At 67.4% G+C, this 17,978-nt stretch carries 10 protein-coding genes; 5 read left to right on the plus strand and 5 right to left on the minus strand.

Annotated features, from left to right (window positions below; genetic code table 11):
• Window positions 1-248 precede the first annotated feature (248 nt).
• Genes AC1RP5_RS20905 through AC1RP5_RS20915 form a run of 3 tightly spaced genes read left to right on the plus strand, consistent with a single transcriptional unit; the run spans window position 249 to window position 9,793 of the window.
• Complete coding sequence (locus tag AC1RP5_RS20905; RefSeq protein ID WP_493113890.1) at window positions 249-7,670, plus strand: SDR family NAD(P)-dependent oxidoreductase; 7,422 nt, start codon at window positions 249-251, stop codon at window positions 7,668-7,670.
• Window positions 7,667-9,016: an aminotransferase class I/II-fold pyridoxal phosphate-dependent enzyme gene (locus AC1RP5_RS20910; RefSeq protein ID WP_493113891.1), complete on the plus strand. Its 1,350-nt coding sequence runs from the start codon at window positions 7,667-7,669 to the stop codon at window positions 9,014-9,016. Before AC1RP5_RS20905 ends, AC1RP5_RS20910 begins: the two co-directional genes overlap by 4 nt.
• A 6-nt stretch (window positions 9,017-9,022) precedes the next feature.
• Complete coding sequence (locus tag AC1RP5_RS20915; protein ID WP_493113892.1) at window positions 9,023-9,793, plus strand: SDR family NAD(P)-dependent oxidoreductase; 771 nt, start codon at window positions 9,023-9,025, stop codon at window positions 9,791-9,793.
• A gap of 1 nt (window position 9,794) precedes the next feature.
• Here AC1RP5_RS20915 and AC1RP5_RS20920 read toward each other — a convergent pair whose 3' ends face one another.
• Complete coding sequence (locus tag AC1RP5_RS20920) at window positions 9,795-10,586, minus strand: class I SAM-dependent methyltransferase (protein WP_493113894.1); 792 nt, start codon at window positions 10,584-10,586, stop codon at window positions 9,795-9,797.
• A gap of 158 nt (window positions 10,587-10,744) precedes the next feature.
• Here AC1RP5_RS20920 and AC1RP5_RS20925 point away from each other — a divergent pair, with 158 nt between their 5' ends.
• Both AC1RP5_RS20925 and AC1RP5_RS20930 read left to right on the plus strand, forming a co-directional pair.
• The gene (locus tag AC1RP5_RS20925) at window positions 10,745-11,332 is read left to right on the plus strand and encodes a CDP-alcohol phosphatidyltransferase family protein (RefSeq protein WP_493113896.1); all 588 of its coding nucleotides are present in this window, start codon (window positions 10,745-10,747) and stop codon (window positions 11,330-11,332) included.
• 44 nt (window positions 11,333-11,376) lie between these two features.
• The gene (locus AC1RP5_RS20930) at window positions 11,377-12,660 is read left to right on the plus strand and encodes a nucleotide sugar dehydrogenase (RefSeq protein WP_493113898.1); all 1,284 of its coding nucleotides are present in this window, start codon (window positions 11,377-11,379) and stop codon (window positions 12,658-12,660) included.
• 24 nt (window positions 12,661-12,684) lie between these two features.
• On the opposite strand, the gene AC1RP5_RS20935 is transcribed toward AC1RP5_RS20930, so the two are convergent.
• The 4 genes from AC1RP5_RS20935 to AC1RP5_RS20950 all read right to left on the minus strand — a co-directional run bounded on the left by AC1RP5_RS20935 (window position 12,685) and on the right by AC1RP5_RS20950 (window position 17,933).
• On the minus strand, window positions 12,685-13,299 hold the full coding sequence (locus AC1RP5_RS20935; RefSeq protein WP_493113900.1) for a hypothetical protein: 615 nt from the start codon (window positions 13,297-13,299) through the stop codon (window positions 12,685-12,687).
• Window positions 13,300-13,411: 112 nt separating this feature from the next.
• On the minus strand, window positions 13,412-15,772 hold the full coding sequence (locus AC1RP5_RS20940; RefSeq protein ID WP_493113902.1) for a GumC family protein: 2,361 nt from the start codon (window positions 15,770-15,772) through the stop codon (window positions 13,412-13,414).
• Window positions 15,773-15,979: 207 nt separating this feature from the next.
• On the minus strand, window positions 15,980-16,534 hold the full coding sequence (locus tag AC1RP5_RS20945; RefSeq protein ID WP_493113904.1) for a polysaccharide biosynthesis/export family protein: 555 nt from the start codon (window positions 16,532-16,534) through the stop codon (window positions 15,980-15,982).
• A 55-nt stretch (window positions 16,535-16,589) separates the two neighbouring features.
• Window positions 16,590-17,933, minus strand: a complete 1,344-nt coding sequence (locus AC1RP5_RS20950) for an outer membrane beta-barrel protein (RefSeq protein ID WP_493113906.1) — start codon at window positions 17,931-17,933, stop codon at window positions 16,590-16,592.
• Between the last annotated feature and the right edge of the window lie 45 nt (window positions 17,934-17,978).

The following is a 17,978-nucleotide window of genomic DNA, read 5'->3' on the forward strand; positions in this document are numbered from 1 at the left end:
GAGACCTATCGTGTCGCGGCAGACGATCTTCTATTATAAAGAACGAGTACGAACCTCTGAAAGGAAAGCTGCCCCAAGCTTGGGCGGTTGACGCAAGAACAACACAATCTCTGGTTATTCACGGGCTGTTGGTTTGATGCTGGGCATAAAAATCGCTAGGGCATCGACATCGGGGGAGCGGGGTTTTTTGACATGTTGTGCGTAGGGTCGAAGACGACGCGCTTGAGCGTCGGCGGGAGGTCCTTTCAATGACGCGTCGGGACGAAGTAGCCATTGTCGGTTATGCCTGCCGCCTTCCTGGCGCCCGGAACAGTGACGCCTTTTGGAAACTGCTGCGCAACAACCGCTGCAGTGTGACCCAGATCACACCCGACCGTTTTCCGGCCCAGACATACTATCATCCCTCCGCCGATCAGATCGGCCGCAGCTATTCGTTCGCCGCCGGCGTCATCGACGATGTGTGGGGCTTCGACGCCACCGCCTTCGGCATGAGCCCGCGCGAGGCCGAACAGGTCGATCCGCAGCACCGTCATCTCCTCGAAGTGGCGCACGACGCCCTCGCGCACGCCGGCATCCGCCCCTCCACACTGGCCGGCAATCCGATCGGCGTCTATGTCGGCGCATCGTCGGTAGACCACGCCGCGCACTTCTTCGCCGATCCTTCGGCCGCCGGCATGCACATGATGACGGGCAACTCGCTCAGCATCATGGCCAATCGCATTTCCTACACGTTCGACCTGCGCGGGCCGAGCCTGGCGGTGGATACCGCCTGCTCCTCGTCACTGGTCGCACTGGATCTCGCGGCCGAAGCGATCCGCAACGGGTCGATCGACACTGCCATCGTGGGCGGCGTCAACCTGCTGCTGTCGCCCTTCTCCTACATCGGCTTCTCGCGCGCTTCGATGCTGTCGCCGACCGGACTTTGCCGTCCGTTCGATGCGTCGGCCGACGGCTATGTCCGCGCCGAAGGCGCGATCGTCGTCGTGCTCCGCTCGATGTCCTCCGCGCTGAAGGCGCGCAGCCGCATCCATGCGGTGATCGTCGGCTCGGGCGTGAACCAGGACGGCCGCACCACCGGCCTGTCGCTGCCGTCGGCGGATTCGCAGCGCCGTCTGCTCGAACAGGTCTATGGCGATTTCGGTGTCGATCCCGCCGACCTGAGTTTCGTCGAGGCGCATGGCACCGGCACCCGGGTCGGCGACCCGATCGAGGCCGATGCGCTCGGCAAGGGCCTCGCCCAGAAGCGCAGCCAGCCGCTTCCCATCGGTTCGGTCAAATCCAATGTCGGCCATCTCGAGCCGGTATCGGGCCTGGCGGGCCTGCTGAAATCCGTCATTGCGCTCGACCGCGGCCTGGTTCCGGCGACGCTGCATCAACGCGCCCCCAATCCGGACATTCCGTTCGACGATCTCAACCTCGAGGTCATCAGCCAGAACCGCCGCCTGCCCGACCAGCGCGGACCGGAACTGGTCGGCGTCAACTCCTTCGGATTTGGCGGCACCAACTCGCATGTCATCCTGCGCAGCGACCGTACCGTCGCGCATCTGGTGCAGGTCAACAACGCGACCATGCCGCCGCCGCTGTTGCTGACGGCGCACAATGCCGAGGCCCTGACGGCCCTGGCGTCCGACTATGTCGAGAAGTGGCCGGCCGCGCAGCGCGAAGCCACCGCCTTCATTTCTGCGAGCGCCTATCTGCGCGATGCGCTGCCGCACCGCCTCATCGCGCGCGGCAACACGACGGACGAGATCCGCCACCACCTCGCCTCTTACGCGAAGGGTGAGTCTTCCTCTTCCGTCCTCACCGGCCAGGCGCTGGGCACCGACCAGCCGCTCACCTTCCTGTTCTCCGGAAACGGCTCGCAGTGGGCCGGCATGGGCCGCGATGCCTGGGAGACCAATCCGGTCTTCCAGAACGCGCTGAAGGACATCGACGCGCGTTTCGCCAAGGTCCAGAAGTGGTCGATCGTCGACACGCTGTTTGCCGACGACCTGGCGCCGCGGCTGCGCCGCGCGACCTACTCACAACCGCTGTTGCTCGCCCTCCAGGTGGCCGCCGTCCGCGCCCTCGAGGAACGCGGCATCGTGGCCAGCGCCACGCTGGGACACAGTGTCGGCGAGATCGCTGCCGCCTGGTGCGCCGGCGCGCTGAGCCTCGACCAGGCGATCGACGTCGTGATCGCCCGCAGCCGCCATCAGGAAGAAGTGCGCGGCAGCGGCGGCATGGCCGCGCTGATGTTGAGCGACCGCGAGGCTCGCCGTTTCCTCAAGACCGCCGGCGCGCCCGGCGTCGAGATCGCCGCGATCAACAGCTGGCGCAGCGTCACCGTGTCGGGAACGATCGCCGACATCGACCGGGTTTTGCAGGCGGCGGCCGACATGCGCATCAGCGCGCGACGGCTCGACCTCGACTATCCGTTCCACAGCGCCCTGATCGATCCGGTGCGCGCGCCCCTGCTCCGTGAGCTGCAGGGACTGCGGCCGCTGCCGGTCCACAAGCAGTTCATTTCGTCGGTGACCGGCGCCGCGGCGACGGCCGACATGCTCGGCGCCGAGCATTGGTGGCGCAACGTCCGCGAACCCGTCCAGTTCGAGCCGGCCCTGAACGGCCTGCTGAACGACGGCATGCGCGTGTTCGTCGAGGTCGGCCCGCGCCCGATCCTGGCCAGTTATGTCCGCGACGTGCTGCGCGAAGCCGGCACCCGTGGCGTCGTCGTCGAGACGATGAGCGAAGGCGATGGCCAGTCGGCCGTCGACCCGATCGAACGCGCCGCCTCGAAGATCGCCCTCGCGGGCGGCAGGGTCGAGATGCAGCGGTTCTTCGGTCCGGCGCCCGCCACCGCCGTCGCACTGCCGCTCTATCCCTGGCAGCACACGCATTTCAAGTTCGCCACGACCGACGAGGCGGCCACCACGCTGCTGCCGCGCCCGCACCCCCATTTGCTCCTGGGAACGCGTCACCGTCTCGACAGCGCCGAATGGCTTTCCACGGTCGATCCGGCTCTCTTCCCCTGGATCGACGACCACAAGGTCGGCGACGTCTCGGTCCTTCCAGCGACCGGCTATGTAGAGACCATGCTGGCGGCCGCGCGGGAGATCCATCCCGAAGGCGCGCTGGAGCTCCGTGACCTCGACATCCTCCGGCCCCTCGTTTTCGACGGCAAGACGTCGTTCGAGACATCCATCCGGCTGGCCCACGAAACCGGCATCGTCGAATTGCTGTCGCGGCAGCGCGGCGGCGGCGCGGGCTGGACGCTCAATGCGCGCGGCATCATCGGTCGCTCGCCGATCGCCGGCAAAGCCGCGGTCCTGCCCGAGGCGCCGGCCCACGCGGTCATCGTGCCGAAGAGCAGCGTCTATGCCTGGGCGAACAATCTCGGCTTCGACTATGGCCCGACCTTCCAGCGTGTCCGGCAGGTCGTGTTTCCCGAGCCGAAGTTCGCGGTTGCAAACCTCGACCGGCCCGACGCGCTGGCGAGCGGCACACAGGTCATCGACATCACGGCTCTGGATTCGGCCTTCCACGCGCTGTTCGCCTCCGAGGAGGCCGGCGTCGCCGACATGCCGATGAAGCGCATGCTGCCGGTCCGCTTCGGCACGGTGCGCGTGTTCGAATCCGGCGCGATCGCCACGCGCATCACCGCCAGGACATTGCGCCAGTCGCTGAGCTCGATGGTCGTCGACATCGACCTCTGGGACGAGCACGGCAAGATCGTCGTCACCGCCCAGAACGTCCGGCTGATCGAAGCGCCGGCCGAGCTGGCCGTGGATCCGAAGTCGCTCAGCTATCGCACGGCACCCTGGCAGCTCGAACGCGCCGGCATGCCGTCGACCGTTGCGCCGGTCACCGTCGAGGTGAATCGGCCGGCCGGCAGCGCGGCGGCACTCGCCGAAGCCCTGCTTCTGCTCGAAGCCGGAACCCTGCGCGCGACCTGGTCGGCACTGCAGAATAGCAACGTCGCGGCCGAGTCGCAGGACGAGGCTGCTTCCGAAGACGAGGCCACCTGGGCGAACTATCTCCGCTCGGCGCTGCTGTGGCACCTCGAGGCCAAGAATCTCGCGGTCGACCGCGACGGCGTTCGCGTCCTTGCACCCACCTGCGACCTTCCCGAGATCAGCTCCATCGCCAGCACGCTGCTGGTCCGACATCCGACGATGGCCGCCGAAGCAGCCAGCGTCTCGCGCCTCGAGAACATCATCGGTCGCTTGAGCAACGGCGATCCGACGGCCGTCAGCGAACTCGGCTCTCCGCACTGGCGCAATCTCGGCCTCGCCTCCAACCAGATCAGCTGGCTGCGCGATGCCGTGGTGAGCGATGTGACGGCTTCCCTCTCGCGCCACGACAGCAGCCGGTTGCTGCGGTTGCTGATGGTGGGCGCCGATCATTCCGCCACGGCTGTCGATCTCAGCGCGCGCTTCGCCAATCTCGAGATCATCCTGACCGATCTCGACGAGGATCGCCTCGAACAGGCGCGCGCCACCATCGGCGATCAGGCGCCGCTGGTCCGCTGCCTCACCTGGGCCCAGCTCGAAACACTGCCCGCCGCCTCACTGGACATGGCCTTCGCCATCGACGCGTTGAGCGAGATCGCCGCCGGCAGCGACGATGGGCTGGCCGCCCTCACCCGACTGCTGCGCCCCGACGCACCGATCGTCGCGGGCGAACTGGCGCCGAGCGCATTCTGGGACATCGTGCGCGGAAGCCGGCAACGCTGGTGGGCCCGCTCCGCCAACGCGGAGTTCCCGGTCGGCGCCCTGCTGACCGACCAGGAATGGATCGACGAACTGGAAACCGTGGGCGTTCGCGGGATCTCGTTGTCGCCCGTGCTGGACGAAGCACGCATTGGCGTGATCGTGCGTGGCCGCGCAGGCCGCGGTGCGGACCGCGCCACGGCGGCGGCAGAGCCGTCCATCTTCTCCTGGCAAGGTGCCGCTGCCGCCGATCTTCGTACGGTCGTTGGACACGGCGATCCCGCGCGATCCGATCAGCCCGCCCCCACCGATTTCGTCCTGGCGATCTCGGCCGTCGACGGTGCGGCCGACCCGACGGCCTTCCTCACGGACCAGCTCGACGAGATCGCCGAGCAGTGCCGGCGCCTCGCCGACACGCCCGCCCGGTTCTGGATCGTCGTCGACTTCGGCGATGCCCAGGGTCCCGCTCCCCTCGAACAGCCGCTCTGGTGCGCGCTGATCGCCGCGACGCGCGTCGCGCGCAACGAGTATCCGGGCCTGCACATCAGGTGCGTCGGCCTCTCCGGCCAGCCGCGCGCCCTCGTGCTCGAACGGGCCGCCGTCGAGATGCTCGCTCCCGGCGAGGAGCGCGAGGTCTTCTTCGCCGGCGAGAACCGGATCGTCTTCCGCGTCGAACGCGGCGCGACGGCTCCGCGCCCGCCGGAACGTCCGGCGAGCGACACAGCGCTGCGCCTTGCGACACGGCAAGGCGCGGGTCGCGGCATGCTCGGGTGGATTCCCGAACCGCGCCGCACGCCGCAGGCTGGTGAAGTCGAGATCGAAGTCGCGACCACGGGCCTCAATTTCCGTGACGTGATGTGGAACCTTCGACTGCTGCCCGAAGAGGCGCTGGAAGACGGTTACTCCGGTCCCGGCCTCGGCATGGAGTGTGCGGGCACGGTGGTCAGCGTCGGTCCCGACGTCGATGATCTCGCGATCGGCGATCGGGTGCTCGCCTTCGTGCCGGGCGCTTTCGCCACCCACGTCATCGCGCGCACCTTCGCCGTCAGCAAGCTGCCGAGCCAGTTGTCGTTCGAGGATGCGACCACCCTGCCCGTCGCGTTCCTCACGGCCTACTATTCGCTCGTCCATCTCGCCCGGCTGGAACCCGGCGAGATCGTCCTGATCCATGGCGGCGCCGGCGCGGTCGGCTTGGCCGCGATGCAGATCGCCAAGCTTCGCGGCGCCACCATCATCGCGACGGCGGGCAGCGGCGAGAAGCGCGCGCTGCTGCGCAACCTCGGCGCCGACTTCGTCAGCAACTCGCGCACGCTCGCTTTTGCCGAAGAGGTGATGGGCTTCACCGGCGGCAAGGGCGTCGACGTCGTCCTGAATTCGCTGGCCGGCGAGGCGATGATCCGTTCGATGGACTGCCTGAAGCCATTCGGTCGCTTCATCGAACTTGGCAAGCGCGACTTCTACGCCAACACCCATCTCGGCCTGCGGCCGTTGCGCCGCAACCTGAGCTATTTCGGCGTCGACGTCGACCAGCTCATCGGCGCGCACAAGGAACTGTCGCAGCGGCTGTTCGCCGACGTCATCGGCCTGTTCGCCGAGGGCGAGCTCTCGCCGCTCCCGCACCGCGCCTTCGACGGCGCCCATATCGCCGAGGCGTTCCGCTTGATGCAGCGCGCCGGGCATATCGGAAAGATCGTCGTGACGCCGGCCCGGCAGGCCAGCGTCACCGAGACGCCGGTGAACACCTTCCCCGTCGATGGCGAGGGCTGGCACGTCGTGATTGGCGGCACCAGCGGCTTCGGCCTCGCGACGGCCGAATGGCTGGCCGATCGCAACGCCCGTCACCTGGCATTGATCAGCCGGTCGGGTCACTTGTCGGATGTCGTCGCCGCCCAGGTCGAGGCCCTGCGCGAGAAGGGCGTGACCGTCGAGGTCGCGGCCGTCGACGTGACCGATGCCGCCGCGCTCGACCGCTTCGTCGATCAGCTCGGCCGCCAGCGTCCCATCAAGGGCATCGTCCACGCCGCCATGGTGCTCGACGACCGCCTGATCCAGGGCATCGACCGCGAGTCGATCGAGACGGTCCTGCGTCCCAAGGCCAGCGGCGCCCTGCATCTCGAACGGGTCGCCGGACGGCTCTCGCTCGACTACCTGCTGCTCTTCTCGTCGGCCACGACGCTGTTCGGCAATCCCGGCCAGTTCAACTACGTCGCCGGAAACGCCTATGTCGAAGGCATCGCCCGTCGCCTCCGCGCCAGGGGATTGCCGGCCCTCGCGGTCGCCTGGGGCGCCATCGAGGATGCGGGCTATCTCGCCCGGCACATCGAAGCGAATGCGAGCCTGAAGCGGCGCTTCGCCTCGACGCTGATGCCCGCGCGCATGGCGCTCAACGGCCTCGACTGGGCCTTCGACGCCGAAGGCCGGCAGATTGCCGACGCCTGCGCGATCGCCCGCGTCGACTGGACGATGGCCAAGCGCGAGCTTGCCGCCGTGCGTTCCCCGACCTTCAACGCGATCGACACCGGCAGCGTCTCGCGGCAGGGCGGCCAGGCGGCGGTCACGCTCGAACGGCTGCGCGCCATGCCGGCGGAAGAGGCGACCGCGGCCCTTCTCGACATCGTGGTCGAGGAGATCGCCCGCGTCCTGCGCCTGCCGCCGAAGGAAGTCGATCGCCACCGGCCGCTGGCCGACATCGGCATGGACTCGCTGATGATGCTCGAACTGCGCACGACCGTGGAAGCGTCGCTGCAGATCGAGCTGCCGATGATGTCGCTGGCCAGTGGCATCACGCCGGCCGACGTCGCGCGCCGCGTCACCCCGCTCGTCACGGGTGAAGCCAAGCGCGACGAGGTGCCGGGCACGCTGTCGGCCCTGTCGTCGAGCCATTTTGCCGAGCAGGCGCAGGCCGCCGACGCCTCCGAACAGCGCGCGGCCGTCAGTGCCGTGATGCAGCGGGTCAAGCAGATCGACGGACCGCTATGAGCCAACCGCGATCGAACGCCGCGCAGGAAACGGTCGATCGCGTACGGCAGGCGCTTGGCCATTCCTCGGCGCCCCACAGCCGGCCTGCCCCGACGACGGTCGGCCGGAAGGACTTCGATTTCACGACGCTGCCCGAATACGAGATCCTGAAGATCTGGAAGGCGGTCGGCGACCTCACCAGCATCGGCAACCCGTTCTACCGCCTGCACGACGGCCGCGCTTCCAGCACGACGTCGATCGACGGCCGGGAGATCGTCAACTTCTCTTCCTACGACTATCTCGGCCTGAACGGACATCCCGACGTCGCCGCTGCGGCAAAGGCTGCGATCGACCAATTCGGCACCTCCGTGTCGGCCAGCCGGCTGTCGGCCGGCGAGCGCCAGGTGCATCGCGACCTCGAGGCGGGACTGTCGCGCCTCAGCGGCACGGAAGACGCGCTGGCCTTCGTGAGCGGCCACGGCACCAACGTTTCGGTGATCGGTGAGCTGCTCGGTCCCGAAGACCTGATCGTGGCCGATGCGGTCATCCACAACAGCATCATGGAGGGCGCCAAGCTCTCCGGCGCCAAGCGCATCCTCTGCCCGCACGGCGATCTCGACGCGTTCGAGCGCGCGCTGCGCCTCAATCGCGCGCGCTATCGCCGGGCCCTGATCGTCGTCGAGGGCCTCTACGGCATGGACGGCGACGTCCCCGACCTGGCCGGCCTGATCAAGCTGAAGCGCCGCTACAATGCCTGGCTGATGGTCGACGAGGCGCATGCGACCGGCGCGCTCGGTGCCACCGGCCGCGGCATCGCCGAGGAACAGGGCGTCGATCCGGCCGAAGTCGAAATCTGGATGGGCACGCTCAGCAAGACGCTGGCGGGCGCCGGCGGCTACATCGCCGGCAGCCGCGCGCTGATCGAGCTGCTGAAGTACACGTCGCCGGGCTTCGTCTTCAGCGTCGGCCTGTCGCCGCCGGTGGCCGCCGCCGCCACCGCCGCGATCGAGGTCATGGCCCGCGAACCCTGGCGCGCCGCCGCCCTGCGCCGCAACGGGCGATCTCTCCTCGAGAAGGCGAAGGCGCGCGGCCTCGACACGGGGCTCAGCATCGGCGCCTCGGTCGTGCCGGTCATCGTCGGCAATTCACCCCAGACGGTGATGCTGTCGGAGCGCCTGCTGCAGCGCGGCTTCAACGTCGTCCCCGCGGTCTTCCCGGGTGTCGCGGAGAACCAGGCGCGGCTGCGGTTCTTCATCACGTCCGAGCACACGCAGGAACAGATCGACGCGGTGATCGACGCCGTGGCCGAAGAGCTGCCGAAAATCCGCAGCGCCGCTTCCTTTGTCAGCACCATCGCCGGTCGCTGAACCGGGATGGACTTCAGAACGATCGTCATCACCGGCGCCTCCAGCGGGATCGGCGCGGCACTCGCGCATGCTCTCGCGGCGCCGGATCGCACACTGGCCTTGCTGGGCCGCAACGCCGAACGCCTCGAAAGCGTCGCCGCCGCTTGCCGGGCAAAGGGCGCGACCTGCCGGATCGCCAGCCTCGACGTATTGGAGACCGACCGCCTCTCGGCCTTCCTCGAGGAGGTCGGGCGTGACGCGCCCATCGACCTGCTGATCGCCAATGCCGGCATCCTCGACGGACGCCCGGCCGACCAGACCGTCGAGGACGGCAAGGTCGCGCGACGGGTGCTCGAGACCAATCTCCTCGCCGCGGTCGATCTCGTCCATCTCGTGCTGCCCGCGATGCGCCGCGCGAAGCGCGGCCATATCGTGCTGGTCGCCTCGCTTGCCTCACTCGTGCCGTTGCCCGATGCCCCCGCCTACTCCGCTTCCAAGGCGGGACTCCTGTCCTACGGACTGGCGCTCCGCGACGCCGTCGCGGCGGAGGGAGTGCGTGTGCTCGTCGCCTGCCCCGGCTTCGTCGCCACCGCGATGGCCGACAAGCACCTTGGGCCGCGTCCCGGCGAGATCTCAGCCGACGATGCGGCGAAGCGGATCCTGGTCGGACTGCAACGCAACAAGGGAATGATCGGCTTTCCCCTGGTGCCTTTCTGGCTGTCGCGCCTCAGCCTGCTCGTGCCGGAGTCGATCCGCCGCTGGAACATGCGGGGCACGCGCTTTCACGTCGGGCGGTAGGTCAGCGCCCGGCCGCCGGCCGGCTCAGCACGGCCATCGCGAAACAGTAGCCACCCTCCTGCCATCGGCGATAACGCTCGCTGCCTTCGGCGACCAGCATCTCGCGCACGCGGTCGCGCAGGAAAGCCGGCACCCAGGCGATGATCCTCGCCATGCGCGGGCTGCGCTCGCGGATGGACCGCCGGGCACCGTCGGAGAAATCCTTCTGGGTATCGACGATCAATCTCCCCCACCGGGCGAGGCGCTTGAAGCGCGCTTCGGCGTCGGCAAAGGTCGGCGAGGATTCCGCCAGCAGCAGCCGACCCGATGGCTTCAGCACACGCAACGCCTCGCGGACGAACTCCTGTTCAGGGAAATAGTTCAACCCCTCGACACAGACCAGGCAGTCGAACTGCCCGTCCCCGAACGGCAGCCGGGTCGCCTCGCCCTGCCGGACATCGACGCCGAGGCGACGTCCCCGGCGGGCCGCAACGGCGGACATATCGATGCCGATCGCCTTGCGCGGCTTGTGGCGCTTCGACAGGTAGAGCAGCCCGCCACCGCATCCGGCCGCCACCTCGATCACGTCGGCCTTTCGCCAGGCATCGCCATCGAGCCCGGCAAGGGCGAACAGCTCGGCATAGAGCTGGATCTGGCTCGCATCCCGGGCCAGGGCAGGATCGGCGAGGATGTCGGCATCGACGGGAGCCACCCCGACATTGAACGTCGTGGCGCGCCGGCTGCCCGGCCAGGCATAGACCAGTTCGTAGACCAGACGGCGAGCCCAGGTTCTGTGCGGTATCAACGAGGGCAAGAACGGTCCTGCTACATACGAGGCGGCATGAGATAGGTTAGTCTCTGCAGACCATGCCGACGGACCGCGACATTCCCCTCACACGTTCCAACCAAGGCTGGCTGTCGGTGCCGGAGCAATGGCTTATCGCATGGATTGCACCCCGACTGCCACGCTGGATGTCGCCCGATCTCCTGACCGCGCTCGGATTCGTGGCCGCCATCGTGGCCTGCGCTGCCTATGCGCTGGCGGCCAGGAATCCCGCTTGGCTCTGGGTGGTGAATGCCGCCCTGCTCGTGAACTGGTTCGGCGATTCGCTTGACGGCGCCATCGCCCGCCGGCGCGGCATCGAGCGGCCCCGCTACGGTTTCTTCCTCGACCAGTCGATCGACGTGCTGAGCCAGTTCCTGTTCGCGATCGGCCTCGGCCTGTCCGGGTTCGTCAGCATGGAGATCGCCGCCATCGGCCTCGCCACCTATCTGATGATGACCGCCCAGTCCCTGCTGCGCGCCGAGGTCGCCCGCACCTTCCATCTCGCCAGCGCCGGCTTCGGCCTGACCGAGGTCCGCTGCCTCTTCCTCGCGCTGAACGTTGCGCTCTATCTGAAGCCGCCGGTGCCGTTCGACATCGCCGGCTTCAGCCTGGGCTACGGCGACGCGCTCGGCGTCGTCTGGATCGCCGTCAATCTCGGCCTCTACGCCATCGGCATGGCCGCCCAACTCGGCCAGCTTGCCCGCGACGAGCCGCCGGCCGGCAAGGACCGCTGAAAAGTGGATGCCAGCGGCCACATGACCTGTCAGAAATCGAGGGAATGAAACGGCATATCTCCGTCATCGGGCTCGGCTATGTCGGCCTGCCCGTCGCCGTCGGCTTCGGCCGGATCGGCTACCAGGTGCTGGGCTTCGACGTCGATTCGCGTCGCATCGCCGAACTCTGCCGCGGCCACGACCGGACCGGCGAGGTCGAGCCTGAGCTGCTCAAGGCGCCGGGCCTGCGCTATTCGTCGGATCCGAAGGATCTCGCGGCGGCCGACTTCCATATCGTGACGGTGCCGACGCCGATCGACGCCAGCAAGCAACCCGATCTCGCCCCCCTCAAGGGCGCCTCGGAGACGATCGGCCGGACGCTGAAGCGCGGCGACATCGTGGTCTATGAATCGACCGTCTATCCCGGCGTCACCGAGGATATCTGCATCCCCGTTTTGGAGAAGGCGTCGGGGCTCAAGTGGAAGACCGACTTCAACGTCGGCTACTCGCCCGAGCGCATCAATCCCGGCGACAAGGAACGCCGCTTCGACAACATCCTGAAGATCGTCTCCGCTGACACGCCCGAGACGCTCGACATCGTCGACGCCACCTACAAGGCCGTGGTGACGGCAGGCACGCACCGCGCCGGATCGATCAAGGTCGCCGAGTTTGCCAAGGTGCTGGAGAACACCCAGCGCGACATCAACATCGCGCTGATCAACGAGGTCGCGCTGATCTCCGACCGGCTGGGCATCGACACGCGCGACGTGCTCGACGCGGCCGGCACCAAGTGGAACTTCCTGCCGTTCAAGCCCGGCCTGGTCGGCGGCCACTGCATCGGCGTCGACCCCTTCTACATCGCCCACAAGGCCGAGGAAGTCGGCTACCACCCGCACGTCATCCACTCGGGCCGGCGGGTCAACGACAGCATGGGTGTGCACGTCGCCAACCGCGTGGTGCGCAGCGTCATGCGCCATGCCGGCAACGGCCGTCCGACCGTCACGGTGCTGGGCGTCACGTTCAAGGAGAACGTGCCCGACATCCGCAACACACGCGTCGTCGACATCGTCCGCGAGCTCGAGGATTTCGGAATCACGGTGCAGCTTCACGACCCGATGGCCGACGGCGACCTGCTGCGCGAGGAATACGATCTCGCCCTGACGCCGCTCGACAGGCTGAAGCCTGCCGATGCCGTGGTGCTCGCCGTGGCCCACAGCCCCTATCGCGAAGGCGGGTGGTCGCTGGTGAAGCCTTTGCTGAAGCCGACGCCGGGTGGCTTCGTGGCCGACGTCACCGGCCTGCTCGACCGCAAGGCCACGCCCGAGGGCGTGACGCTCTGGCGCCTCTAGGACGCCAGAGCCCGCACTTTCTCCTCACATCGGCGGCGTCAGGCCGTCCTTGCCGACCAGCAGGCGGGTGACGGTGAACGTGCCGTCCGCCGCTTTCGCCGCTCCGGCGAAAATCTTGGCGCCGGGCTTGGCGTCCGACTTGTCGCCGGGCAGGAAGGTCACGACCGGCGTGCCGGGCTTCACCTTGATGGTCTGGGTGCCGTCCTTGTACTTCAAGGTCAACGTCTGGCCGTCCCCGCCGGGCGCGACCGTCGCCACCGTGGCGTTGGTCATCATGCTCTCGGGCTGCAGATCCCAGGGATAGTGGCCCTCGTTGCTGCCGCGGGCGGCCTCGGGAAACACCAGGACCTCGAGCGCATTCAGGCTGCCGTCGGGTCCCTTCATCGAAGCGACGCCGACAAAGCTGTTCTCCTTGATGTCCGACAAAGTAAGCGGACCAACCAGGGCCACGCCCCAGTTGTCGGCAAGCTTCACGTCGACCGAGGTGCCCTCGCGCGTGGCGATGGTGGCCGTCTTGCCGTCGATCGCGGAGAGCGTACCGCGCAAACGTGTGGGCGGGGTCTGCGCAAAAGCAGAAGCAGCGACAGCTGCGGCGACCATAAAGGCGGCGCAGCTCGTAACGAGGCGGAAGTTTTTCATGGGGCGTCTCCTGACGTGGGACGCGACGGTCGCATGTAAGCGGCCTCTGGGCCGCTTACGATTGCGTGAGCGTCGCGCGAGCGGTTCAGGACCGCCGCGCGACGATGGAACGCTACTTCTTGGCGAGCTTGAGCGGCGGACGGTTGGCGGCATTTGCCGCCATGTCGGCACCCGAGCCGTAGTAGCCGCGGTAGCGCGAGTAGTAGTCGCCGTGATCGCCGTAGCCGTATCGCGCATGCTTGGCCAGGTTCACGCGGTTGATGACGACGCCCACATGGCTGGTGACGTTCATCAGCGCCGAGATCGCCGTCTTGACGACTTCACGCGGGGTCTTGGCCCACTGCACGATGAACACCGTGTAGTCGGCAAGGCGCGAGATGATGCGCGCGTCGGACACCGCCATCACCGGCGGGCCGTCGAGGATCACGAGGTCGTAGCGCTCGGCGAAGACGCCGAGGGCCGCCTTCATGGCGTGCGACTCGAGGATTTCCGGCGCGTTCGGCGTGTTCGGGCGAGCGCAGATGTAATCGACGCCCGAGAGGTCGTGACGCCGGGTGCACTCTTCCAGCGTCTTGATGCCCATCAGGTACTCGTCGATCGTGCCGCCACGATCCTTGAGGCCGAGCGCCGCCGACAAGCGGGCCTGGCGCAGGTCGAGGTCGACGATCAGCACGCGACGCGACGCGTTCATCTTCGTCAGCAGGCCGCCGAGGGCCGCGACGAACGTGGTTTTGCCTTCGCTGGGCGTCGACGAGGTGATCGCGATGATGCGCGGCGGCCGGTCGAGGCTGCCGAGACTGATCGCGGTGAACACCGCTCGTATCGACTCCGCCGCCGGCGACGTCGTGTTCTCGAGCACGTGCGTCACGACGTTGGAACGCGTGGTCGCCGGGCCCTTCACCTCGGGCACCATGCCGAGCACGCCCACGCCGGTGGCCTCCTCGACCTGGGCGGCCGAGCGGAACACGCGATCGAGCTTCTCGGCGGCCACCGCGCCGGCCATGCCGAGCAGCGAGCCGATGATGAACGCCGCCATCAGGCCGGTCTTGTAGTTCGGCGAGGACGGCGCGCCCGACGGATGGGCATAGGCCAGGATGCGGGCATCCGCGCGCTGGATGTCCTGCTGTTCGCGCAGTTCCTTGAAGCGGGTCAGGAAGCCTTCGTAGAGCGTGCGGTTGGACTGCGCCTCGCGCTCCAGCTGCTTCAGCTCGGCCTCATACTGGCTGGCGGTGCCGGAAACGACCGCGGCCTTGTCGACCAGCTCCTTCAGCTCGTCCTCTTCGGACTTGGCCGCGTCGAGTTCGGCGCGGACCGCGAGCGTGATGCGCTGCGTCTCGGTGATGAAGCGCGCCCGGATCGAGGCCAGCTCGTTGCGGACCTGCTGGATCTTCGGGTGGTTCTCACCGAGCTGCGACGCGAGCTCGGCGCTCTTGCGGGTCAGCTCGACGTCCTGGATGCGCAACGCGGCCAGGGTGGTGTTGCCCGACACTTCCGGGATGTTGGCGAGTTCGCCCGGGTTGAGGCTCGCCTTGCTGAGCGCGATCAGACGGCCCTCGCGCTCGATGCGGCGGCCCTTGGCGGCCGTGTAGCGACCGTTGAGATCGGACAGGGTCTGGGTCGACACGGCGCCCTCGGGGCTGCCGGCCAGGCCCTTGTCGCGGCGATAGGCGGCGACCGCCTCTTCCGCGACCTGCAGGTTGCGGCGCAGTTCGGCCAGGCGCTGCTCCAGCCATTCGGTGGCGCGGCGGTTGGCCTCGTTCTTGGTGTCGATCTGGTCGGCCAGGTAGGCCTCGGCAATCGCATTGGCGATGCGCGCCGACATGGTGCCGTCGGGGCTTTCCACGGTGACCAGGATGACGAAGGTACGGCCCAACAGCGTGACGCTGAGACGGCCGGCGACGGCGCCGATGGCGGCGCGGCGACGCGGATCGCTGTCCTCGGCCGGACGACCGGTGCGGGCCGGCGCGGCCGCTGCAGTCGCCTGCTGCGGCTTGGGCGGCGGCGCCAGAAGCGTCGAGATGCCGGTGCTCCACAGGTCGCGAAGCGGCTGCAGGGCGTTGTCGATGAAGCCCGGCGGCTTGGTGCCGTTGAACTCAGGATTGTTCGCGAGACCGAGCTTGTCGACAACGCGGCCGATCAGGAACTCGGACTGGATGACTTCGAGTTCGCTCTGGATGGCGCCCATGTTGAGCGTGTCGACGCCCGACAGGGCCGCCTCGGTGCTGACGACCTTGAAGGTTCGCGTGTCGAGCATGATGCGCGACGAGGCTTTGTAGAGCGGCGTGGCCTGGGCGATCATCAGCGCCATCAGCGCCGTCGCGATCAGACCGCAGCCGATGATCAACGCCTTGCGGCGATTGAGCAGGCGCAGCCACTCCCACAGCTCGTTCGGCGATTCGACCGGACGAACCGGAGCCAGAACGCCCGCATCGGACGCCGGCACCATGCGATTTTGGTTGGGCTCATCGACCATGTGGTCAGCCCTTGGCAACGATCCCATCCCACAACACTCCGCGAAAAAGACAACTCGCGATGACACCCGATCGAACGACGCGCCGCGCCAGCCCGTTCCGGGACCTGTCGCTTTGCGCCGTCAACCCGACGGGCGATCCCACATCGCCCATCCCCAAGAAACGCTTAACGCCTACGCTTTACTTAAGCCGCCCGCCTTACAGCGAGCTTAGAACCAACGCTCCGGCACGCGGATGATGTCGCCCGGCCCCACCGGGGTATCTTCCGTTACCGTCTCTTCCTGACCCTGCTGCGCATTGAAGCGCTGAATGGTGATGCGCGTCTTGGACGCGCGACGCGTGTAGCCGCCGGCGATCGCGACGGCCTGCAGGACGTTGATCCCCGACACATAGGGGAACGAACCCGGGCGGCCGATTTCGCCGACGATGTAGAACGGACGGCGCGAAATCAGATCGACGCTGATCCTGGGATTGCGCAGGTAGCCGCCCGAGCGATAGCGGTCGGCCAGCATCGCCTCGATCTCCGGCATCGACATGCCCAGCACGATGACCCGGCCGGCCATGCGCGGCGAGATCATGCCCGTCGAGTCGACCTCGTATTCGCCGGACAGCTCGGTGTCGGACAGCACGACCACGCGCAGCCGGTCTCCCGGCGCGACGCGATATTCGCCAAGACGCAGGTTCTGCGTGCCGAGCGACGGCTGCTGGATGGTCATCGTCGAATTCGGCGGCTGCGGATCGCAGGCGCCGAGGGTCAATGCCATCGCTACGAAGAGCGGCCCGAGGCAGCGAGAGAGGAAACGACTCAAATTCACCAGATCACCGCTTTGCAACGACTCGAAGAGAGATGACTTCCCGGGTGTACGACGGTCCGCCATCGGCGACGTTGGTCGACCAGCCGGTCGTATGTTCGTAGAGAGGCCCAACCTGTACTTGCGGGCGCAGTGCATACAGCAAACCGAGAGACGCGCGCCAGTAGTAATCTGTGCGTGGCCCCACACCCGAGCCGGGTGCCGGTGTATAATCGGCGATATTGATGCCCGTGCCGCCGACCATCTGCCAGGCGTCGTGGATATCGTACGTGAAATCGACGCCAATCGTGGTCGAAACGTAGTTGATGTAGTTGCTGTAGGCCGATTCGTTGATCGTCCGGATGAAGGCCGGCCGCAGGGTCAGCGGCTCGTAGCCGTTCCAGCTGCCGCTCAGGCCGAAAGTGAAGGCCGGGGTCGAGGTGCCGTCCGCCAGATAGGTCTGGTTGGTGTAGCCGACATAGCCTTCGAGGATGCTCTTCGTCGTGAACTTGATGGTGCCGCCGACGGCCATGTTCCAGCCGGTCGAATCGCGCTGCTGGCCGAAGGCGTTCACGAACTGGTCGTAAATGCGCTGGTTCAGGCCGGGCGTCACCCAGACGTCGACGCCATCCATGATCTCGTAGCCCAGCCGCACCCGCTCGTCGTACTCGATGCGGTTACGGCTGGCGGCCGGCAGGCCGCCCACGGAGATGATGCTGTTGTCGGTGTAGTTGTAACGCGTCACCGAGGCTTTGAAATCGTAGAAGAAACGGTTGAAGCGCTGGTAGACGCCGATCTCGACCGGGATCGAATCGACGACGGTCGGCGAACTGGCGACCAGGGCGTTGGGCGTACCCAGTGCTTCCGTCACGCGGCGCACGCCGACCATGCCGGTCACATAGAAATCTTCCTGGATATCGATGCGGCCGTCGGTCTGCAGATAGCCGTTCCAGTAGTTCTGGGTGCTGGCGTTCGAATAGAAGCCGAAGCCGCCGCCCGCCGCGACGCGCAGCGAATGGTTCAGCCAGTCGGACTTCAACTCCACCACCGGGCGGATCAGCGTGTACGGCGACCCGACGCTCGGCGCCGACATCGCGTAGACGTTGCTGTCATAGCCGGCCTGGACTTCCAGAGACGGGTAGAGCGTGAACGCGCCCATCGCGATGCCGAGCTCACCGGGACCATTCACCGCCCCGGTCGAGGAAACCGGGATGTCCGGAATGTCGACCGTCGGCGTCTGCTCGATCAGGATCTGCGCGGCCGGAGACGAGGTCTCGCTCTGCGCCTGCGCGACCGATGCCGCACAGGTCAGCAAGACCCAGCCAACGACAGGCGACCAGATCAGCCGCGATTGATTCGCGCTAATTGCCATGGGTTCCGAGGGCCATCCGGGTAGCGGTCCGAGTGTCGGCTGGAA

The sequence above is a fragment of the Reyranella sp. GW821-FHT12G01 genome (assembly GCF_058806575.1).

Coding starts and splice junctions, on each gene's coding strand:
- AC1RP5_RS20905 (WP_493113890.1), top strand. CDS start 249: ATGACGCGTCGGGACGAAGTAGCCATTGTCGGTTATGCCTGCCGCCTT.
- AC1RP5_RS20910 (WP_493113891.1), top strand. CDS start 7,667: ATGAGCCAACCGCGATCGAACGCCGCGCAGGAAACGGTCGATCGCGTA.
- AC1RP5_RS20915 (WP_493113892.1), top strand. CDS start 9,023: ATGGACTTCAGAACGATCGTCATCACCGGCGCCTCCAGCGGGATCGGC.
- AC1RP5_RS20925 (WP_493113896.1), top strand. CDS start 10,745: ATGTCGCCCGATCTCCTGACCGCGCTCGGATTCGTGGCCGCCATCGTG.
- AC1RP5_RS20930 (WP_493113898.1), top strand. CDS start 11,377: ATGAAACGGCATATCTCCGTCATCGGGCTCGGCTATGTCGGCCTGCCC.
- AC1RP5_RS20935 (WP_493113900.1), bottom strand. CDS start 13,299: ATGAAAAACTTCCGCCTCGTTACGAGCTGCGCCGCCTTTATGGTCGCC.
- AC1RP5_RS20940 (WP_493113902.1), bottom strand. CDS start 15,772: ATGGTCGATGAGCCCAACCAAAATCGCATGGTGCCGGCGTCCGATGCG.
- AC1RP5_RS20945 (WP_493113904.1), bottom strand. CDS start 16,534: ATGGCATTGACCCTCGGCGCCTGCGATCCGCAGCCGCCGAATTCGACG.
- AC1RP5_RS20950 (WP_493113906.1), bottom strand. CDS start 17,933: ATGGCAATTAGCGCGAATCAATCGCGGCTGATCTGGTCGCCTGTCGTT.